Here is a 17,518-nt window from a genome sequence, read left to right on the forward strand (position 1 = left end):
CGGCTCGAACCGTCACCCGGCGGCGCAGACGCGGGCGAGCGCACCGGACTCCAGCGCCGCCCACAGCACGCCGCCGGGGCCGGCGGCGATGCCGTGCGGCGTGCGGCCGGGCCCGGGCAGCGGATGCTCGTGGACGCGGCCGTCGCAGGTGGCGCGGCCGATGTGGGCGGTGCCGCGCTCGGTGAACCACAGGTCCCCGCCGGGGCCGGCGACGATGGCGTGCGGTCCGGCGCCCGGGTCGGGCAGCGGGAACTCGGTGACCTTCCCGTCGGTGGTGATCTGCCCGACGTGGCCGGTGCCGGGTCCGGTGAACCACAGCGCGCCGTCCGGGCCGGCGGCGATGCCCTCGGGGGACGAGCCCTCGGTGGGCAGCGCGTGGACGGTGACGTCGCCGTCCGGTGCGATCCTGCCGATCGCGTTGCCGCGGCGGAGGGTGAACCAGAGCGCCTCGTCGGGGCCCGCCGTGATCGCCGACGGCGCCGCGTCGCCGGCGGCCACCGGGAACTCGGTGATCTGACCGTCGGTGGTGATGCGGCCGATGCGGCCGGTGTGCGCCTGGGTGAACCACAGGGCGCCGTCGGGCCCGGCGGCGATCCCGCAGGGGCCGCAGCCCTCGGGGGCCGGGAACGCGGTGATCTCGCCCGCGGTCGTGATCCGGCCGATCGCGTGGCCGTGGAGCGCGGTGAACCACAGGGCGCCGTCCGGGCCGGTCGTGATCGCCAGCGGCCCGGCGGGGGAGGGGCCGTGCAGGACCGGGTCCCCGCCGGGTGCCAGGCGGCCGATCCGGGCCCGGTGCGGGAGGGTGAACCACACCGCGCCGTCCGGTCCGGCGGTGACGCCGTGCGGGCCCGCGCCCGGGTCGGAGACCGTGAATTCCCTGATCGTGGCATGCGAACCTTGCGGCATGGATCGTCCCCCCTTGTCCCACAACAGCTGTTTCCTTCCAGCAGCAGCGTTAACGCAACCGGTGTCGCGTTAGGATCGGCGGCGTGGGAACCGGGGTTGAGGAACCTACGGACAGCCGTTAGCGCTGAGAATGATCTTGAGAGTTGGCCACTTGGAACGTTCGCTTCGTAACGTATTGGTCACTATGAGTTAGTCGCTGGTGGGCCGGGCCTACTTTGCGGGGCTATGCCTGCGGAGTTTCTGTCAGATGAGCAAAGAGCGGCGTATACGTCGTTCGTGGAGCTGCCGACACAGTCGGAGCTGGAGAAGTTCTTCTTCCTGGACGCGTTCGACCGGGATGTGATCGCTCGGTCGCGGGCCGATTCGCATCGCCTGGGTGTTGCCGTGCAGATCGCGACGGTTCGCTACAAGGGGCTGTTCCTGGCCGACCCTCTGGACGTGCCGTGGCCGGTGGTGGACTACCTGGCCGAGCAACTGGAGATCGGTGATCCATCCCAGGTCAAGAGGTACACGGTGCGTGCGCAGACGGCGTATGAGCACACGTGGATGATCAGGGACGCCTACGGCTTCCACGTCTTTGAGGACCGGGAGAGCTGGGAGGCGCGCCAGGTGTCGAAGCGGTTCCTGGCGTTTCTGCACGGGCGTGCGTGGACGCACGCGGAAGGCCCGACGGCGTTGTTCGATCAGTCGGTGGCGTGGCTGCGTCGGCATCGGGTGCTGTTGCCGGGGGTGACGGTGCTGGAGCGGCTGGTGGGTGGGGTGCGCGAACGCGCGGATGAGCGCATGTACGCGGTGGTGGCCCGCCAGGCCGAGCGGGCGGGAGCAGGGTTGCCGCTGGCGTTGGCGGGGCTGCTGGAGGTCCCCGACGGGGCGCGGGTCTCGGAGCTGGAGCGGTTACGGCAGGCGCCCAAGCGGCAGTCGGGGACCGAGATGGTGCGGGCGCTTCGACGGGTCGATGATCTGGCCGGGTTGGAGTTGGGCCGGGTGCAGGTGGGCAAGGTGCCGGTCCGGCGGATGAAGACGCTCGCCCGGTACGGGGCGGGGAGCAAGGCGCCGGCGCTGGCTCGCCTGGGCGAGCCGCGCAAGACCGCGACGCTGCTGGCGGTGACCCGGAGCCTGGAGGCTGAGGCGATCGATGACGCCCTGGACCTGTTCACCCTGCTGATGGCCACCCGGTTGATCTCTCCGGCGCGCCGCAAGTCGGCGGGCGAGCGGCTGGCGATGCTGCCGAGGCTGGAGCGGGCGTCCCGGCTGCTGTCGAAGGCGGGGCGGGTGCTGGTGGAGCAGCTCGACCTGGCCGCCGAGGTCGGCGCCGAGGTGGACGTGGCGGCGTTGTGGGCGGCGGTGACCGATCAGGCCGGCACCACCCGGCAGCAGGTGATGGCCGCGTTTGCGTCGGTGGAGGAACTCGTCCCGGTCGAGGAGGGCGCCGCGGAGGCGGCGCTGCGCGCGGCGCTGGTGGACAAGTACAGCACCGTGCGGCCGTTCTTGAAGCTGCTGGGCGAGTCGCAGGCCCTGGGCGCGGCGGCGGGCGGCCGCAAGGTCCTGGCGGCGGTGCGGCGGCTGCCGGAGCTGGCGCGCCGCCAGGTGTCGCGCAAGCCGCTGCTGCCGGGGGAGATCGACGCCTCGCTGGTGACCGCGGCGTGGAGGCGCCCGGTGTACGCCAATCCCGACCTGCCGGTCAGGGCGGTCGACCGCGACGCCTACGTGGTGTGCGTGCTGGAGGCGCTGTTTCGTGCGCTGCAGGTCCGGGACGTGTTCGCGGCGCCGTCCAACCGGTGGGCCGACCCGCGCGCGCACCTGCTGGACGGGCGCCAGTGGGAGGCGATCAGCGAGGACGTGCTGGCGTCGCTGTCGCTCACCGACCCGGTCGGCGACCATCTGGACGGCCGGGTCCTGGCACTGGACGCGGCCTGGCGGCAGATGGCCACCCGCCTGGAAGAGGCCGGCGATGACGCCCTGGTCCGCGTGGTCGCCCCACCAGAGGGCGCCGGCGGGCACGCCCGGCTGTCGGTGGAGAAACTCGGCGCGCTCGGCGAGAGCCCGTCGCTGAGGTGGCTGCGCGGCGCGTGCCAGGCGATGCTGCCGCGGGTCGATCTGCCCGAGCTGCTGCTGGAGGTGCACGCCTGGACCGGGTTCCTGGACGCCTACGTGCACCTGGCCGACATCTCCACCGGTATGAAAGACCTTCCCAGATCGCTGGTGGCGCTGCTGATCGCCGAGGCGTGCAACGTCGGGCTGACACCGGTGATCAAGGAAGGGGACCAGGCGCTGACCCGCGGTCGGCTCTCCCACGTGGACCAGAACTATGTACGGGCCGAGACCCACGCTGCGGCCAACGCGGTCCTGGTCCAGGCGCAGCGCGAGGTGCCGATCGTGGCGCTGTGGGGCGGCGGGCTGCTGGCCTCGGTCGACGGGCTGCGGTTCGTGGTCCCCGTGCAGACCATCAACGCCGGGCCCTCCCCCAAGTACTTCGGCTACAAGCGCGGGATCACGCTGCTGAACGCCGTCAACGACCAGGTGATGGGCATCGGGCAGATGGTCGTGCCCGGCACCCCGCGCGACTCGCTGTTCATCCTGGACACCCTCATCAACATCGACGCCGGCCCCAAACCCGAGGTGGTCACCACCGACCAGGCCAGCGACTCGGACATGGTGTTCGGGATCTTCTCCATGCTCGGCTACCGATTCGCGCCCCGCTTCGCCGACCTGGGCGACCAGCGGTTCTGGCGCGCCGACCTGCCTGATGGCACCACCCCCGGATACGGCCCGCTGGAGGCGATCGCCCGCAACAAGATCAACCGGCACAGGATCTGCACCCAGTGGTCGGACATGACCCGGGTCGCCGGCTCGCTGGTCACCAACCAGGTCCGCGCCTACGACCTGCTGCGGATGTTCTCCCGGGGCGGCCGCCCCACCCCGCTCGGGCAGGCGTTCGCCGAGTACGGCCGCATCGACAAGACCCTGCACCTGCTGGACATCCTGGACCCGATCGACGACGGCTACCGCCGCACGCTGAACAAGCAGCTCACCGTCCAGGAATCCCGGCACCGCCTGGCCCGCAAGATCTGCCACGCCGGAGGCGGCCAGATCCGCCAGCCCTACCGAGAAGGCCAAGAAGATCAACTAGCGGCGCTGGGCCTGGTCGTCAACGCCGTGGCGCTGTGGAACTCCCGCTACCTTTCCGCCGCCGTCGACCGGCTGCGCGCCCAGGGGATCCCGGTCAACGACGCCGACGCCGCCCGGCTCAGCCCGCTCGGCCACGCCCACCTCAACTGCCTGGGCCGCTACTCCATCGCGCCCTCGGCGCCCGCCGAGGGCCTGCGCGAACTCGGCGACATCCCCGCGGCCCCCGACCCCGGCGACCCGGCCGCCGGGGTCGGGCCGTAGGGCCCGTAGGGCCGGGCAGCCCAGGCCACGGGCGGCCCTCAGTCGTGGTCCGCGGCTTCGGCGGCCCGGGCCAGATACTCGCCCGTCACCGTTTTGCGCATGCTCCGCGAGCACCCAGGAGGCCCTGGGGCAGCAGCCGGCCGGCCATGGGCGGTAGCGGGGCCGGGGCGCGTGGAGTTCCCGGCAGGTCCCTCCTTCGCGCAACCCCTCTAGTTCTGCGGGAGACCCGCGCAGTGCCGAAGAACCTGAGCAAGGTTGCTCAGCGCCCGCACCGATGCGGTGTGCACAGCCGCTGCGCTGGTGCCCATGACCCGCGCGGCCGCGGTCGCGTCCAGCCCGAGCACCACCCGGAGCAGCAGCGCTTCGGCCTGGTCACCAGGCAGCGCCGCGATCAGCGCGATGGCCTGGTCGGTCGACACCTCACCCTCCGCCGCCCTAGGCGCCGGCCGCGGTCGTGAAGTACCCAGCCCTGCGGGCTGTAGCGGCCTTCGACCGCCGCCCGCATGGCCCGCGATCGCGGCGTCACCGGTCCCGGCGCCCCCCGGAACCGCCGGGACCGGAGCCCCTGTGGACAACCCCGAACGCGTCCTGCCACACCGGCCGGTTCACCAAGGTTCCCCGGCTGGCGAGGCTGCTGCGGGTGGCGGCCCCGGCCGACCGTGCGCCCGCAACCCCGTGGCGGCCCGGCACTCCGCCGCCGGCACCGGTTACCGACGACCGGCCGTCGGCCGACATCCGGATCGGGGTACGCCCGCTGCTCCTCACTCACCCAGGAAGTCCAGTCACATCTGGACGCGGGGCCCGGATGTCTTTCATGTGCCCCCTCCGAGTCGGCGCGGGCTCGTCCCCGCTCTTGCGGATCGGCCATTGTGTGGATATTGGGGGCGGGGCGGCATATGCCCGCGCCGCCCGGGTATCGGCGCCCGGCAAGAGCGGGGCTCCGGTCCTGTCTGAGCCGGAGGCGATCGCCGGCGCGTCCGGGGCGCCGCCTGGGAGGCTCCCATGGATGTGTCGGTCGTGGATGGGTTGAGGGCGGAAAGTGAACGGTTGGCCCGGGAGAACGCCTGGTTGCGCGGCCAGTTGGCGGCGCTCGGGGCGGGGAACCCGCCGCCTGAGTTGGAGCGGGCGTTCGGCTGGGTGGGCGGATGGCAGTGCCTGCGGGTTCCGGTGCCCGGCCGGTCGGCGCTGATCCTCATCGCCGCCGACCCGGTCGCTGCCGGCCCCGCCGGTGGGGTGCGGGGGGACGCGGCGGGGGAGGTGTGGCGGTACTTGCAGGCGGCGGAGCCGCCGGGCGGCCGGATCGGCCCGTTCGCGCGCGCCCGGATGCCCGGCCCGCTGCTGGGCTACCGGTGGGACCAGGACGGCGGTACGGCCATCGTCCTCAATCAGGACCTGTGTCGCGGCCGGCTGTCCCGGGCGGCGCGGATGCTGCGGTCCTTCGGGCGGAACTCCCCGCCCTGACCGGAGCCGGTCGGTCCGCGGCGCGAGCCGGCGTCGTCGGCTTCATGGCGGACGCTCACCCTGGCCCGCCGGGGGTGGCGTGCAGGTCGAAGATGACGTGGCGCAGTTCGGTGAGGGTGTCGTCCAGGCCCGCCAGCGCGGTGTGGACGCGTTGGGCGGCGTGCGGGTCGTGGATGCGGGCCAGCGCGCCGTGCAGTTCCAGGCTGACTGCGAACAGCCGGTGGGTGATCTGGTCGGCCAGTTCGTGAGCGACGCGGTGCGGGTCAGCGCTCAACTGCCGGGCCACCTCCCGTGCTGCGGCGTGGACCGCGGCGGGGTCGGGCCGGCCCCCCGCGCCGTCCTCGCTCCGAGCACGCCCAGGTTCGGGTGACGGGTACGCCATAGTCCTTTCAGCCCCTCTTGTCGGGAGGTGCGTGGATCATCCGGCATGGTGTACCCCGGGACGGCGGTACAACCACGCCCGCAATGCCCGGTTTGCGGTACCTGTACCGGGTGGCCCGGCGGGGAGGGTGGTCACACGGCCCTGAGGTGACGCCGCGGCTGGCCGGGCGGCTCCGGCCGGCGGGGAACCCGGCGGCCGGACAGGTGCCGGACATCGATGAGCAGCGACCCGTCCCCGCTGCGGCCGTGGGGCGCATCCCGATGGGCGCCGGCTGGGCCGATGCGGTCGCCGGTGTCGCCGGTCCGGACGGTGCCGACTGCGGTGACCTCCCAGCCGCCGCCCGGATCGTCCAGCCGGTCGGCGTGCACCGCGACCACCGCGCCGATGGCGTGCCGCATCGTGCGGGCCAGCCCGGCGCCGGGGGGCAGCTCGATGCGGATCACCGTGCCTTCGACGGTGAAGGGCACCGTCCGCACCGCGGGCAGCCCCTGCTCGGTGAACACCAGCCGGCCCACGCCCGCCGAGGCCAGCAGCTCTCTGGCCCGCCACCACCCGAGCGGTGCCGGGGACGACCCCGTTTCCTCCACGGGCGTCCGCGTGGCGGGCCGTGCTCTTGGCCACCGGTCGCCTGAACACATGCCTCCAGGCTCGCAGCTCCCACCAGGCCCTTTGAAGGGAAGAAGGTCCCTGCGGCCGGGCTCCCAACGGCCCCGGCAAGGGTCGATGCCCGCCCCCCGCTCCGACCGGCCCCTCCGCCCCGGGCTCGACGAGCTGCCGCTCAGGGTTTCAGCCGGGCGGCGAGCAGGGCGACGTCGTCTTCGAAGAGGTCGTGCTCACCGCCCTGCCGGCAGCGGGCCAGCAGGGCGTCGCACAGCTGCGGCAGGGGCCGGTCGGCGTGGCCGGTGGCGATACGAGCGGCTCCCCGCATGCCCTCGTCCAGCGTGTGGGCCCGGTCCTCGATCAGTCCGTCGGTGTGCAGGAGCACGGTCGCGCCGACGGGCAGCCGATGCTCGTGGTCGGGGCGGACGACGTCGGGATCGACCCCCAGCGGCGGCCCGACATCGGCCTCCAGGTATCGGGCGGGCTCGCCGGGGACGGCCAGCAGCGGCGGCAGGTGCCCGGCGCTGGCCCACCGCAGCTGCCGCCCTGCACCGTCGCCTTCCAGCCGCACCACGATCACTGTGGCCATCGGCCCGCCGTGCAACTCGTGCAGCGCCCGGTCCAGGCGCTGCAGGATCCGGCTGGGCGGCTCGCGCTGGTCGAAGGCGATCACTCGGAGCATGTTGCTGATCTGGCTCATCACCGTGGCCGCCCGCAGGTCGTGGCCCATCACGTCCCCGACCATCACGCACGGCACCCTGTCGGGCAGGTGGATGACGTCGTACCAGTCGCCGCCGACACTCGGCGCCTGGCTGGACGGCTGGTACCGGGCCTGCAGCTCCCACTCGTGCAGCTGAGGCATCTGCGGCAGCAGCCGCCGCTGGAAGTCCTCAGTGGCCGCGCGCAGCCGCGCGTACAGCCGGGCGTTCTCGATGCTCACTCCGGCCGCGCTGGCCAATGCGGACACCACCTCCTCATCCCGGTCGGTGAACGGCCCGTCAGCCTTGTCAGCCAGGTACAGGTTGCCGTAGACGGTGTCGCGGACCCGGATCGGCACGCCCAGCAGCGTGGTCATCACCGGATGTCCGGCAGGGAACCCCGCAGCGCGGGGATGGGAGGGCAGATCCTCCACCCGCAGCGGCCGCGGATCGCGTACCAGATCTCCCAGCAGCCCCGTCCCGTGCGGCAACTCGCCCACCCGTTCGGCGAACTGGTCGACCCCGAACCCCGAAGTGATCAACTCTGTGAACTGGCCCTGGTCGTCCAACACCCCCACCGCGGCGTACTGGGCCCGCACCAGCTCCCGCGCCGCCTCGACGATGGTGTGCAGCACCTCCTCCAGCTCCAGATGGCCGCTGATCGCCAGCACCGCGTTCAACAACTCCTGCAACCGGCCGTGCTCGGCCGCCAGCCGCTGCAGCCCGGCCTGAATCTCGTCCAAGTCGTCGCCGCCCAGATCCGGCAACCGCCCATCCCGCCCCGGCGGCCCTTCCCCACCCCGACCCGGCCCGGGCCCACCCGAAACCGACCGCCCAGCCACGCCCTCACCCCCCGATCACGACACCAACGGAAACAACGATCACCAAGGCCTACCCCAGACAGCGCCCCACACCCCCACCCGCCGGCCCCCCACCACCGCAAACACGCCACCGGAGGGGTTTCGCCAGAGATGTTACGCAGAGCTACCTTTCATCTGGTCGCGCGGACCCGAGTGGAGGGCCGACTGGTGGAGCACCCCTCCGGATCTCCCGGAGCCCTGTCGTCAGGGCGCCCGTCTACAGGGGACGGGAGAGAGAAAGGGGTGATGATCCGGTGAAGCATCGTCGTTCTCACCGCTTCTGGGAGAGGGTTTCGGCCCTCGCCAGCCTGGGGCGGTTCGCGGTGTCGCTCGCACGATTCGGCGTCCTACTCCCGAAGCTGACCCCAGCCCCAAAGTAGGGGTGTCGGTAAGAAACGCGTCATGAGCCCCAAACGGCGTTGATCTTGTTGTGATTTGGCTGGTCGATGCTGGGCGGCTATGGCGCACCCCCCGATGCACATCGACGAGCTTGTCGAGCACTGGACGGTTCTGGACGAGGAGCGTGAGCTGATCGCCGGGAAGCGTGGCGCCACGCGCCTCGGATTCGCGGTCTTGCTGAAGTTCTATACGCAGCACGGGCGCTTCCCGCGAGGACGTTCGGAGTTGGCCGACGAGGCTGTCGAGCATGTGGCTAAGCAGGTCCAGGTGCCCGCCTCGGAGTTCGGCTTCTACGAGTGGTCTGGTTCCACGATCGAGTATCACCGTGGTCAGATCCGTACCCACCTGGACTTTCGCGTCTGCACGACCGTGGACGCGGAGAAGGTCACGGTGTGGCTGGCCGAGAATGTCGCCCACGCCGAGCGCCGGCCCGAGCGGGTTCGTGAGGAGCTGCTCAAGTATCTGCGTGAGGAGCGGATCGAACCGCCGACCTCGGGGCGGATCTCTCGGATCGTGGCCTCGGCCTTGCACAACGCGGAGGTCACCTGGTCGGTGCGGATCGCTTCTCGGCTGAGTGCGGAGACCACCGGGCGCATCTGCGCCCTGGCCGGCATCGACGATGGCGTCGACGACGAGGACAGCGAGGATGAGGCGGCCGAGGCGACGGCGGAGGAGGACGACGGCGTTTCTGGGCTGCTGGCGCTGATCAAGTCGGCTCCGGGCAACGTGAGCCTGGAGTCGATGATGACCGAGATCCGCAAGCTGGAGGCGGTGCGTTCGATCGGGTTGCCGCTGGGGTTGTTCGCCGATGTGGCGCCCAAGGTGCTGGCGGCCTGGCGGGCTCGGGCGGCGGTGGAGGCTCCCTCTCACATGCGCACGCACCCGCGTGAGCTGACGGTGCTGTTGTTGGCGGCGCTGGTCTGCGAGCGGGAGCGGGAGGTCACCGACACGTTGGTGGAGTTGCTGATCGCGACCGTGCATCGGATCAAGGCGCGGGCCGACAGCAAGGTGACCAAGGAGCTGATCAACGCTTTCAAACGGGTGACCGGGAAGGAGAACATCCTGTTCAGGGTCGCCGACGCCGCGCTCGGTCGTCCCGACGATCCGGTCCGCGCGGTCATCTTCCCGGCCGTGACCGGCGGCGAGCAGACGCTGAAGGACCTGGTGCACGAGTTCAAGACCAAGGGCCCGGCGTACCGCACCACGGTGCAGACCACGCTGCGCGCCTCCTACACCAACCACTACCGGCGCGGGTTGATCGCGTTGCTGGACACCTTGGAGTTCAAGAGCAACAACACCGCCTACCAGCCGGTGATCGAGGCGCTGGAGTTGGTCCGCCGCTACGCCAAGGCGGGCAACACCACCTACTACCCGCGCGGCGAGCGGGTGCCTGAGCATCGCGGCACCGCCGGCGCCTGGGAGGACCTGGTGTTCAAGAGCGACAAGCGCGGCCGTCGGCGGGTGGTGCGGATGGTGTACGAGATCGTCACCTTCCAGGCACTGCGCGAGGCACTGCGCTGCAAAGAGATCTGGGTGGTCGGCGCGGACTCCTTCCGCGACCCGGAGGAGGACCTGCCCGCCGACTTCGCCGCCCGCCGCGCCGCCAACTACGCCGAGCTGCGCAAGCCGCTGGACCCCAAGGAGTTCATCGCCGAACTGAAGGCCGAGATGCGCGCCGAGTTGGAGGCCTTGGACACCGCGCTGCCCAAGCTGGACTGGGTGGAGATCTCCGGCCGCAAGTCCGGCGCGATCAAGCTGACGAAGATCGGCCCGGCGGAGGAGCCGCGGAACTTACGCAAGATCAAGAACGAGGTGAGCCGCCGCTGGGGCGCGGTCCCGCTGATCGACATGCTCAAGGAGGCGGTGCTGCGCACCGGCTGCCTGAACGCCGTCACCTCGGTGGCGGGCAACTCCACCCTGGGGCCCGAGGTCCTGGCCGAGCGCCTGATGCTGGCGATCTTCGGGTACGGCACCAACACCGGGATCCGGGCGGTCGCCGCCGGCGGCCACGCCCACAGCGAGGACGACATCCGCTACGTGCGGCGCCGCTACCTGACCCCGCAGGTCGCCGCCGACATCGCGATCGCCATCGCGAACGCGACCTTCACCGCCCGCGACACCGCGCTGTGGGGCGAGGCGACCACCACCGTCGCCTCCGACTCCACGCACGTGCGCGCCTACGACCAGAACATCTTCACCGAGTGGCACTCCCGCTACGGGGGCCGCGGCATCCTCATCTACTGGCACATCGAGCGCGGGTCGATGGTCGTGCACTCCCAGACCCTGCGCGCTTCGGCCTCGGAGGTCCACGCGATGATCGAGGGCGCGGTCCGGCACGGCACCGCCATGAAGGTCGAGGGCAACTACGTCGACTCGCACGGCCAGACCGAGATCGGGTTCGGCGTGACCCGGCTGCTGGGCTTCGACCTGCTGCCGCGCATCAAGCAGATCAACAAGGTCAAGCTCTACCGCGTCGAGAGCGGCGAAAGCGACCTGTACCCGCGGCTGGCACCGGCGATGACCCGGCCGGTCCGCTGGGAGGTGATCGAGCAGAACTACGACCAGATGATCAAGTACGCGACTGCGATCAAACAGGGCACCGCCTCCACCGAGGCGATCCTGCGCCGGTTCACCGAGGCCGCCTCCCACCCGGTCTACCAGGCCATGCTGGAGGTCGGCCGCGCGCAGAAGACCATCTTCATCGCCCGCTACCTGCGCCTGCGCGAACTCCAGCGGGAGATCCAGGAAGGTCTCAACGTGGTGGAGTCCTCCAACGGCGCCAACTCGGTCATCCTCTACGGCAAGGGCGGCGACATCGCCACCAACCGGCGCGAGGAACTGGAGATGACCGTCCTGTGCCTGCGCATCCTGCAGGCCGCGCTCGTCTACATCAACACCCTGATGCTGCAAGACGTCCTCGCCGACCCCCAATGGTCCAAACTGCTCAAGCCCGCCGACCGGCGCGGGCTGACTCCGCTGTTCTGGCAGCACGTCCAGCCCTACGGCGAGGTACGGCTGGACGTGGCCAAGCGCCTGCCGCTCGGCGGCCGGGCGCAGACCGCGCAAGCAGGCGCCGCCCAGTAGCGCCGAGACCACCCGCGGGGGCGGAATCGAGTGATTGCGCCCCTTGGCCGATCCAATCAGAATCCCGTGCTCGACCTGGCGGAACGGGCCACCGATCTCGTCGGCGACCTGAACGCCGCCGGAGATGACGCCGTCCGCTCCCTCGTCGGGGATCGGGGTTTTAGGGGAGGCCGAGGCCTCGGGTGGCCAGGCGGGTGAGCCGGGTGACGGTGGTGCCGGTGTCGTCCAGGGGTTGCAGGAGGTGGCTGACGGTGAGGCGGACCAGTGCGTCGGCGGTCGCGGCGATGTCTTCGTCGTCCAGGCCGGGGGCGCGGGCGGTGATGTGCTGGCTGAGGACCTGGCCGGCCAGTGCGATGAGGGGCTGGGAGTCGGTGGTGACCAGGGGCAGCAGGGTGTCGCCGCCGCGGTCGCCGGACAGGATCGTGCGTAGCAGCGGGTTGGTGGCGCCCTGGTCGAGGGTGTAGCGGACGGCGGCCTCGATCGCGGAAGCGACGTCGTCGTGCGCGGCGACGTGTGCGGCGACGCCGTCGATGAAGCGTTCGGCTTCGCGGATGAGCAGGGCTTGGCCGATCTGGTCCTTGGAGGAGAACTCTTTGTAGAGGGTTTGGCGGCTGACGCCGACGGCCGCGGCGACCGCGGTCATGGTGACCGCCGACCAGCCCTGGTCGGTCATCAGGGCGAACGCGGCGTCCAGGGCGTCGCTGCGGAGTTGGTGGCGCACGCGGGTCTGGAAGTCGGCCGGGACGTGAGTGTTCACGCCGCCGACAGTAACAAGCCGGGTGTCCAGTGGCCGGACACCCCTCGACCCCCGCCGAGGACATTCCAACCAATGATGTGCGTGGCATTGACAAGTCGCGACTGATTGTCAAAGGTGGCGGGGTGAGATTCATCGACCGGCTGTGGCGGCGCCGCCACGCTCCGCTGGACACCCCGCCCAGTCTCCCCACCGTTGCGGGGCGGACCCGGTGGAGGAGGTTCGCCGCGGTCCTGGTTCCGGTCCTGGGTGTGGTCGCGGTGATGGTCGTCGGGGTGCTGCGCGGCGCGCTACCGGTCTCGGCCGGGTTGAAGGGCAAGACCAACATCAAACTGACCATCCAGCGGCTGTCCACCAACGCCGGCGGGTCCTTCCCCCGGTTCTTCCAGACCCGCGACGGCGACCGGCGCACCGTGGTCGCCCTGGCGCTGCGCGACACCTGGGCCGAGGGCATCTGCGCCTCCGGCAAGGTCTCCAGCCCGCTGGGCTCGCGGGTGCTGCGCATCACCACTCAACCCGGGCAGCGGCTCCAGCTCGATGAACTCCAGTTGGCCCTGGAGTCCATCGATGACGTCGAGGTCGTCGGGGGCGGGATCGCCCTGGGCCGCGGCGGCACCACTCCCGTCAAGGGCCTGGGCGACATCCCCGTCCAGACCGGCCCGCCCGGCACCCTGCCCATCACCGGCACCGACCTCAAACTGCGCATCCACGGCCAGGTCCGCTGGGTCACCGCCAGCGGACTCAAACTCGCCGGGATCGACATGACCATGGGAGGCGACGTCAAAGAATGCTTCTGAACGCCGCGACCCCGCTCACCGGCCGCCTGCGCAACCACTGGCGGCGCTGGCGGTCCTGGCGCCGCAGCCGGCCCTTCTGGGGCGGCCTGCTCACCACCACCGGCGGCGCGGCCATCCTGCTGCTGCCCGCCGACCTGTACACCGTGCTGTCGCTGCCCGGCACCGCGGGCCTGGCCGGGTTCCTGCTCGGCGGCATCATCACCCTCACCGGCCTGCTGCTGTGGTACCAGCCCCGCCACCACACCCTGCTCAGCGTCATCGTCCTCCTGGCCGCCCTGGCCTCCTTCCTCTACACCAACTTCGGCGGCTTCCTGATCGGCATGCTCCTCGCCCTCACCGGCGGCTCCCTCGCCTTCGCCTGGACCCCCGCCACCGAAGACGCCACCGAAGACGCCACTCGGCCTTCCACCGGAGACACCGAGCCGCCCTCCGGTGAACTTTCCACCCCGCAGCCGCACCACCCCCGCACCCCATAGGCCCCTGGTCCCGGCGGAGGCGCCCGCCGGGACCAGGTTCACACCACACAGCCCGCCAGGCCCCCGCAGACCGAACCCGGGGGCAGACCGAACCCGGGGGCGAACACGCCCGTGACGCGGTTCTGACCGGTACCCCTTGTGGCCGGAGGGGGTGCCCGGCATCCAGCCGCGCGCCTGCACGGCTTGCCGGGGTGCTCACACCGATGACCGCAACAACCCCGGTGTCCGCAAACCCCGGGCAATGGACTGGTTGACAGTCAGAACAATCGTGTTCTCTTCATTGACATAGAGGGCTTGAGTGTCAAATGGTGGGGGTATGGATGGGATACAGAGTCTGGTCTGGCGCGAACCGCTTCCCCCATCGGATCCACCCCACGCACCCCGATCACTGGCATGGAGGGCGGTCGGCGGCGAGGTCTGGGCGCTGGCCGTGCTGCCCGGCGGCCCGGCCGACCAACCGCAGCCCAGCGCGGTGATGAGCGTGTGCGCGGTGACGCTGACGCACCTGGGGTCGCTGATCGAAGCGCCGCTGCGGCTGCGGGGCATCTGGCTGACCTGGACGCAGTGTCCGGCCGCGGGCCCGCCCTACCTGCTGGTGGCGCGGCTGGCCTCCGTGGAGGCCGGACAGAGCTGGGCACGGCTCACCGCGACCAGCCCAGCGGAAGACTGCGTCTGGGAGGCCATCGGCCAATTCGACGACGGGACCCCCTCATGACATCCCCGAACGGCACGGCCCTGGGCACGGCGACCAGCGATCCGGCCGCCGAGCAGCTGTTCTTCGAGATCTTCCTGACCCCCCGCGACGACCCCTACCCGGCCTACCGGCGGCTGCGCGAGACCGCGCCGGTACTGCTCACCGGTGACGGCACCCTGGTCCTGACCCGGTTCGCCGAGTGCGACGCGGCGCTGCGGCACCGCTCGTTCGGCAAGGGCAACGAACTGGCGGGCTTCGGACTCCCCGGCGGCGCCGGCGAACAACAGCGCCAGGCCCAAGGGCGGCTCGGGCACAGCATGCTGTTCGCCAACCCGCCCGAGCACACCCGGCTGCGCCGCTCGGTCGGCTCGGTGTTCACCACCCGGCACATCCAGGACCTGCGGGCCTCCATCGAAGACCGCACCCGCAAACACCTCGGCCAACTCGCCCGCCGGTCCGGCGGCGACTTCGTCGACACCCTCGCCCTGCCGCTGCCGGTCAACGTGATCGCCGACCTGCTCGGCGTCCCCGAAGCCGACCGGATGGTGTTCACCCCGAAAGTCCGCCAGATGGTCGCGCTCCTGGAACCCGCCGCCGACCCCGAGGCCATCACCGCCGCCGCGGCGGCCGAAGCCGACCTCGTCGCCTACTTCACCGATCTCCTCGCCGCCAAACGAGCCGACCCGCACGAGGACCTGCTGTCGCGGATGGCCACCGCACCCGAGCAGGCACGCCTGTCGCAACAGGAGATGATCTCCACGTCGCTGCTGCTGTTCGGCGCCGGGTTCGAGACCACCACCAACCTGCTCAGCAACACCCTGCACGCCCTCCTGGACCACCCCGACCAGCAAGCCGCCCTGCGCGCCGACCCCGCCCTCATCCCCACAGCGGTCGAGGAGTTCCTGCGCTACGACTCACCCGTCCAGGTCGACGCCCGCACCGTCCTGCACGACACCGACTTCGCCGGCACCCACCTCAAAGCCGGGCAGGTCATCGTGATGCTCCTCGGAGCGGCCAACCACGACCCCGACCTCGTCGAACAACCCGACACCCTCGACGTCACCCGCCCCGAACCCGCCCACCTGTCCTTCGCCTCCGGCATCCACTTCTGCCTCGGCGCACACCTGGCCCGCCTGGAAACCCAGATCGTCCTGGAACACCTCCTCAGCCCCGCATACGCCGCCATCACCCGGCCGACGCAACCCCAACGACGCCCCGGCATCGCCCTGCGCGGCCTGGCCCACCTCCCCCTCACCCTCCACCCGTGACCCGGGCCGCGCCCTCCGCAACCCCGCGCAACGGCGCGGCCAGCCCCTGCGCTGCCCGCCCAAAATCCAGCAACCTGCTCACCATCCGCGCCAAGGCCGGCCACCCACGACCGGCCCGGCCCGCCGTCTCCGGCATCAGCGGCCGGCATCAACAGTGAGGGCGGAGCGGAGTGCGGGTGTGAACCGTGTTCTACCCGGGGGTTCCCTGCCCGTGGATGACGCGGTGGATGGTGGAGCGGCCGACGCTGTACTCGGTCGCCAGGTCGGCCAGTGACACCTCGCCCTCGGCGTAGCGGCGGCGGATCGACCGCCGCGCGGACTCGGGCAGTTTGGGCTGCTTGCCTTTGAGCTTGCCGTTCTTTTTGGCCAGCGCCATGCCCTCGCGGGTGCGCAGGTGGCCCAGGTTCGCCTCGAACTCGGCGACCATCGCCAGGGTCTGCAGGAACAGCCGGCCGAACGGGTCCCTCCAGTCGTAGACCGACCCGCCCAGCCCGAACAGCACGCCGCGGTCGGACAGGTCGGTGAGGATCTGGTTGGCCTCGGCCATGTTGCGGGCGAACCGGTCGAACTTGGTCACGGTGAACACGCTGGCCGGCCACACCGCGGCGAGGGCCTGGTCCAGACCTCCGCGGTTGCGGCGGGTCGTCCCGGAGAAGCCCCGATCGATGTAGATCCGATCGGCCGGGACACCGAGCGCGAGCAGCTGCTCGGTCTGGACGACGACGTCCTGCTCGTCGGTGGAACAGCGGGCGTACCCGACCCGGATCGTGCCGGGAGCCGTAGCGTTCGCGGCGTTCACGCGCTCAAGTGTTCCGGATAGGGCCCCGTCACCGGGACAGTTCGCGGAACACTCTTACGGAACACCTCGACCTGGGGCACCGCCCCGGCTGGCCGGTGTTCCGGTGAGGGATCCCCTAACGGAACACTCACCCCAAAGATCATTCTCAGCGCTAACGGCTGTCCGCAGGTTCCTCAACCCCGGGAACCGACCGGCGCCGCGGGGGCGGCGGATGACCAGCCCGGAGCCCGGGACCGTCCGTCCCGGCGGCCGCACCGCGCGGGTGCGCGACGCCGTCCGGGAGGCCGTCCTCGCCGAACTGGCCGAGCACGGCTACCGCGGCCTCACCGTCGAGGGCGTCGCGGCCCGCTGCGGCGTGCACAAGACCACCGTCTACCGGCGCTGGGGCGGCGCCGACGGCCTCATCGCCGACGCCCTCGCCCGCGCCGCCGCCGAACCGTGGCCCGTGCCCGACACCGGCACCCTCGCCGGCGACCTGCGCGACCTCGCCCGGCTCGTCCTCACCGGCCTCACCGACCCCGAGCAGGCCCCGCTCACGCGCGCGTTCGTGCTGGCCGCCGCGCACAGCGACACCGCGGCCCGCGCCCTGCACGCCTTCTACGCCCGCCGGCACGAGCAGGCCGCCGCCATCACCGAACGCGCCGCCCGGCGCGGCGAGGTCCCCGCCGGGACCGACCCCGCCGAGGTCGTCCGGGCCGCCGTCGCGCCCCTGTACCACCGGGCGTTCATCACCGGCGAGCCGGTCGACGAGACCGCCGCCGACCGCGCCGCCGCCGCGGCCTGCGCCGCCGCACGCGCCGGCATCCTCGTCCCGCCGCCGGCGCCGTGACCCGCGCCGCCGCGGGTCACGGCGGCAGGCGGGCGGCAGGCGGGCCGGCGCGGGCGTTCAGGTAGCGCTGCCCGGCCGGGCTGCGCGGCGGTGGCGCCTCGCGCAGGAGACGCCGGAGCCG

Annotated in this window: 15 protein-coding genes; 8 read left to right on the forward strand and 7 right to left on the reverse strand. The window is 71.6% G+C overall.

The genetic code is table 11. The annotated features are described in order from the left end of the window. Positions 1-12: 12 nt before the first annotated feature. Entirely contained in the window at positions 13-906 is an 894-nt protein-coding gene (locus ABFX46_RS17380) for a Vgb family protein (protein ID WP_346043331.1), read from the reverse strand. A gap of 225 nt (positions 907-1,131) precedes the next feature. On the opposite strand from ABFX46_RS17380, the gene ABFX46_RS17385 reads away from it, so the two are divergent. Then, entirely contained in the window at positions 1,132-4,296 is a 3,165-nt protein-coding gene (locus ABFX46_RS17385) for a Tn3 family transposase (protein ID WP_138637869.1), read from the forward strand. A gap of 209 nt (positions 4,297-4,505) precedes the next feature. Here ABFX46_RS17385 and ABFX46_RS17390 read toward each other — a convergent pair whose 3' ends face one another. Beyond that, positions 4,506-4,715, reverse strand: a complete 210-nt coding sequence (locus tag ABFX46_RS17390; protein WP_240807865.1) for a sigma factor-like helix-turn-helix DNA-binding protein — start codon at positions 4,713-4,715, stop codon at positions 4,506-4,508. 628 nt (positions 4,716-5,343) lie between these two features. On the opposite strand from ABFX46_RS17390, the gene ABFX46_RS17395 reads away from it, so the two are divergent. Beyond that, positions 5,344-5,757, forward strand: a complete 414-nt coding sequence (locus tag ABFX46_RS17395) for a hypothetical protein (RefSeq protein WP_301175878.1) — start codon at positions 5,344-5,346, stop codon at positions 5,755-5,757. Between the two features lie 55 nt (positions 5,758-5,812). Here ABFX46_RS17395 and ABFX46_RS17400 read toward each other — a convergent pair whose 3' ends face one another. The 3 genes from ABFX46_RS17400 to ABFX46_RS17410 all read right to left on the reverse strand — a co-directional run bounded on the left by ABFX46_RS17400 (position 5,813) and on the right by ABFX46_RS17410 (position 8,204). Further along, entirely contained in the window at positions 5,813-6,031 is a 219-nt protein-coding gene (locus ABFX46_RS17400) for a histidine kinase dimerization/phosphoacceptor domain-containing protein (RefSeq protein WP_171069410.1), read from the reverse strand. A 239-nt stretch (positions 6,032-6,270) separates the two neighbouring features. Then, positions 6,271-6,726, reverse strand: a complete 456-nt coding sequence (locus ABFX46_RS17405) for a pyridoxamine 5'-phosphate oxidase family protein (RefSeq protein WP_171069411.1) — start codon at positions 6,724-6,726, stop codon at positions 6,271-6,273. 191 nt (positions 6,727-6,917) lie between these two features. Next, a complete protein-coding gene (locus tag ABFX46_RS17410) occupies positions 6,918-8,204 on the reverse strand; it encodes a PP2C family protein-serine/threonine phosphatase (protein ID WP_301175877.1) in 1,287 nt (428 codons plus the stop codon). 552 nt (positions 8,205-8,756) lie between these two features. Between ABFX46_RS17410 and ABFX46_RS17415 the strand changes: the two genes are divergently transcribed. Beyond that, positions 8,757-11,780, forward strand: coding sequence for a Tn3 family transposase (locus ABFX46_RS17415; RefSeq protein ID WP_138641310.1), 3,024 nt, complete (start codon positions 8,757-8,759; stop codon positions 11,778-11,780). Between the two features lie 160 nt (positions 11,781-11,940). Here the strand turns inward: ABFX46_RS17415 and ABFX46_RS17420 are convergent, their stop codons facing one another. After that, positions 11,941-12,537 (reverse strand): TetR family transcriptional regulator, encoded by a 597-nt coding sequence (locus ABFX46_RS17420; protein ID WP_138641309.1) that lies wholly within the window; start codon positions 12,535-12,537, stop codon positions 11,941-11,943. A 122-nt stretch (positions 12,538-12,659) separates the two neighbouring features. Between ABFX46_RS17420 and ABFX46_RS17425 the strand changes: the two genes are divergently transcribed. The 4 genes from ABFX46_RS17425 to ABFX46_RS17440 all read left to right on the forward strand — a co-directional run bounded on the left by ABFX46_RS17425 (position 12,660) and on the right by ABFX46_RS17440 (position 15,769). Continuing rightward, positions 12,660-13,331: a DUF6230 family protein gene (locus ABFX46_RS17425; RefSeq protein ID WP_138641308.1), complete on the forward strand. Its 672-nt coding sequence runs from the start codon at positions 12,660-12,662 to the stop codon at positions 13,329-13,331. Next, on the forward strand, positions 13,322-13,807 hold the full coding sequence (locus tag ABFX46_RS17430; RefSeq protein WP_138641307.1) for a DUF6114 domain-containing protein: 486 nt from the start codon (positions 13,322-13,324) through the stop codon (positions 13,805-13,807). Before ABFX46_RS17425 ends, ABFX46_RS17430 begins: the two co-directional genes overlap by 10 nt. 316 nt (positions 13,808-14,123) lie before the next feature. After that, positions 14,124-14,522: a hypothetical protein gene (locus ABFX46_RS17435; protein ID WP_171069428.1), complete on the forward strand. Its 399-nt coding sequence runs from the start codon at positions 14,124-14,126 to the stop codon at positions 14,520-14,522. Beyond that, complete coding sequence (locus ABFX46_RS17440) at positions 14,519-15,769, forward strand: cytochrome P450 (protein ID WP_301175875.1); 1,251 nt, start codon at positions 14,519-14,521, stop codon at positions 15,767-15,769. Before ABFX46_RS17435 ends, ABFX46_RS17440 begins: the two co-directional genes overlap by 4 nt. Before the next feature lie 190 nt (positions 15,770-15,959). On the opposite strand, the gene ABFX46_RS17445 is transcribed toward ABFX46_RS17440, so the two are convergent. Next, the gene (locus ABFX46_RS17445; protein WP_240808530.1) at positions 15,960-16,568 is read right to left on the reverse strand and encodes a recombinase family protein; all 609 of its coding nucleotides are present in this window, start codon (positions 16,566-16,568) and stop codon (positions 15,960-15,962) included. 211 nt (positions 16,569-16,779) lie between these two features. Here ABFX46_RS17445 and ABFX46_RS17450 point away from each other — a divergent pair, with 211 nt between their 5' ends. Continuing rightward, complete coding sequence (locus ABFX46_RS17450) at positions 16,780-17,397, forward strand: TetR/AcrR family transcriptional regulator (protein WP_346043332.1); 618 nt, start codon at positions 16,780-16,782, stop codon at positions 17,395-17,397. Positions 17,398-17,518 lie beyond the last annotated feature (121 nt).

The organism is Actinomadura chokoriensis, assembly GCF_039529475.1.
In the GTDB taxonomy this organism is placed as follows: domain Bacteria; phylum Actinomycetota; class Actinomycetes; order Streptosporangiales; family Streptosporangiaceae; genus Spirillospora; species Spirillospora bangladeshensis.

Bases quoted from the DNA above. Each gene is read 5' to 3' on its own strand.
- ABFX46_RS17450 (WP_346043332.1), top strand. From the start codon at position 16,780: ATGACCAGCCCGGAGCCCGGGACCGTCCGTCCCGGCGGCCGCACCGCG.
- ABFX46_RS17380 (WP_346043331.1), bottom strand. From the start codon at position 906: ATGCCGCAAGGTTCGCATGCCACGATCAGGGAATTCACGGTCTCCGAC.
- ABFX46_RS17415 (WP_138641310.1), top strand. From the start codon at position 8,757: ATGGCGCACCCCCCGATGCACATCGACGAGCTTGTCGAGCACTGGACG.
- ABFX46_RS17430 (WP_138641307.1), top strand. From the start codon at position 13,322: ATGCTTCTGAACGCCGCGACCCCGCTCACCGGCCGCCTGCGCAACCAC.
- ABFX46_RS17385 (WP_138637869.1), top strand. From the start codon at position 1,132: ATGCCTGCGGAGTTTCTGTCAGATGAGCAAAGAGCGGCGTATACGTCG.
- ABFX46_RS17435 (WP_171069428.1), top strand. From the start codon at position 14,124: ATGGATGGGATACAGAGTCTGGTCTGGCGCGAACCGCTTCCCCCATCG.
- ABFX46_RS17440 (WP_301175875.1), top strand. From the start codon at position 14,519: ATGACATCCCCGAACGGCACGGCCCTGGGCACGGCGACCAGCGATCCG.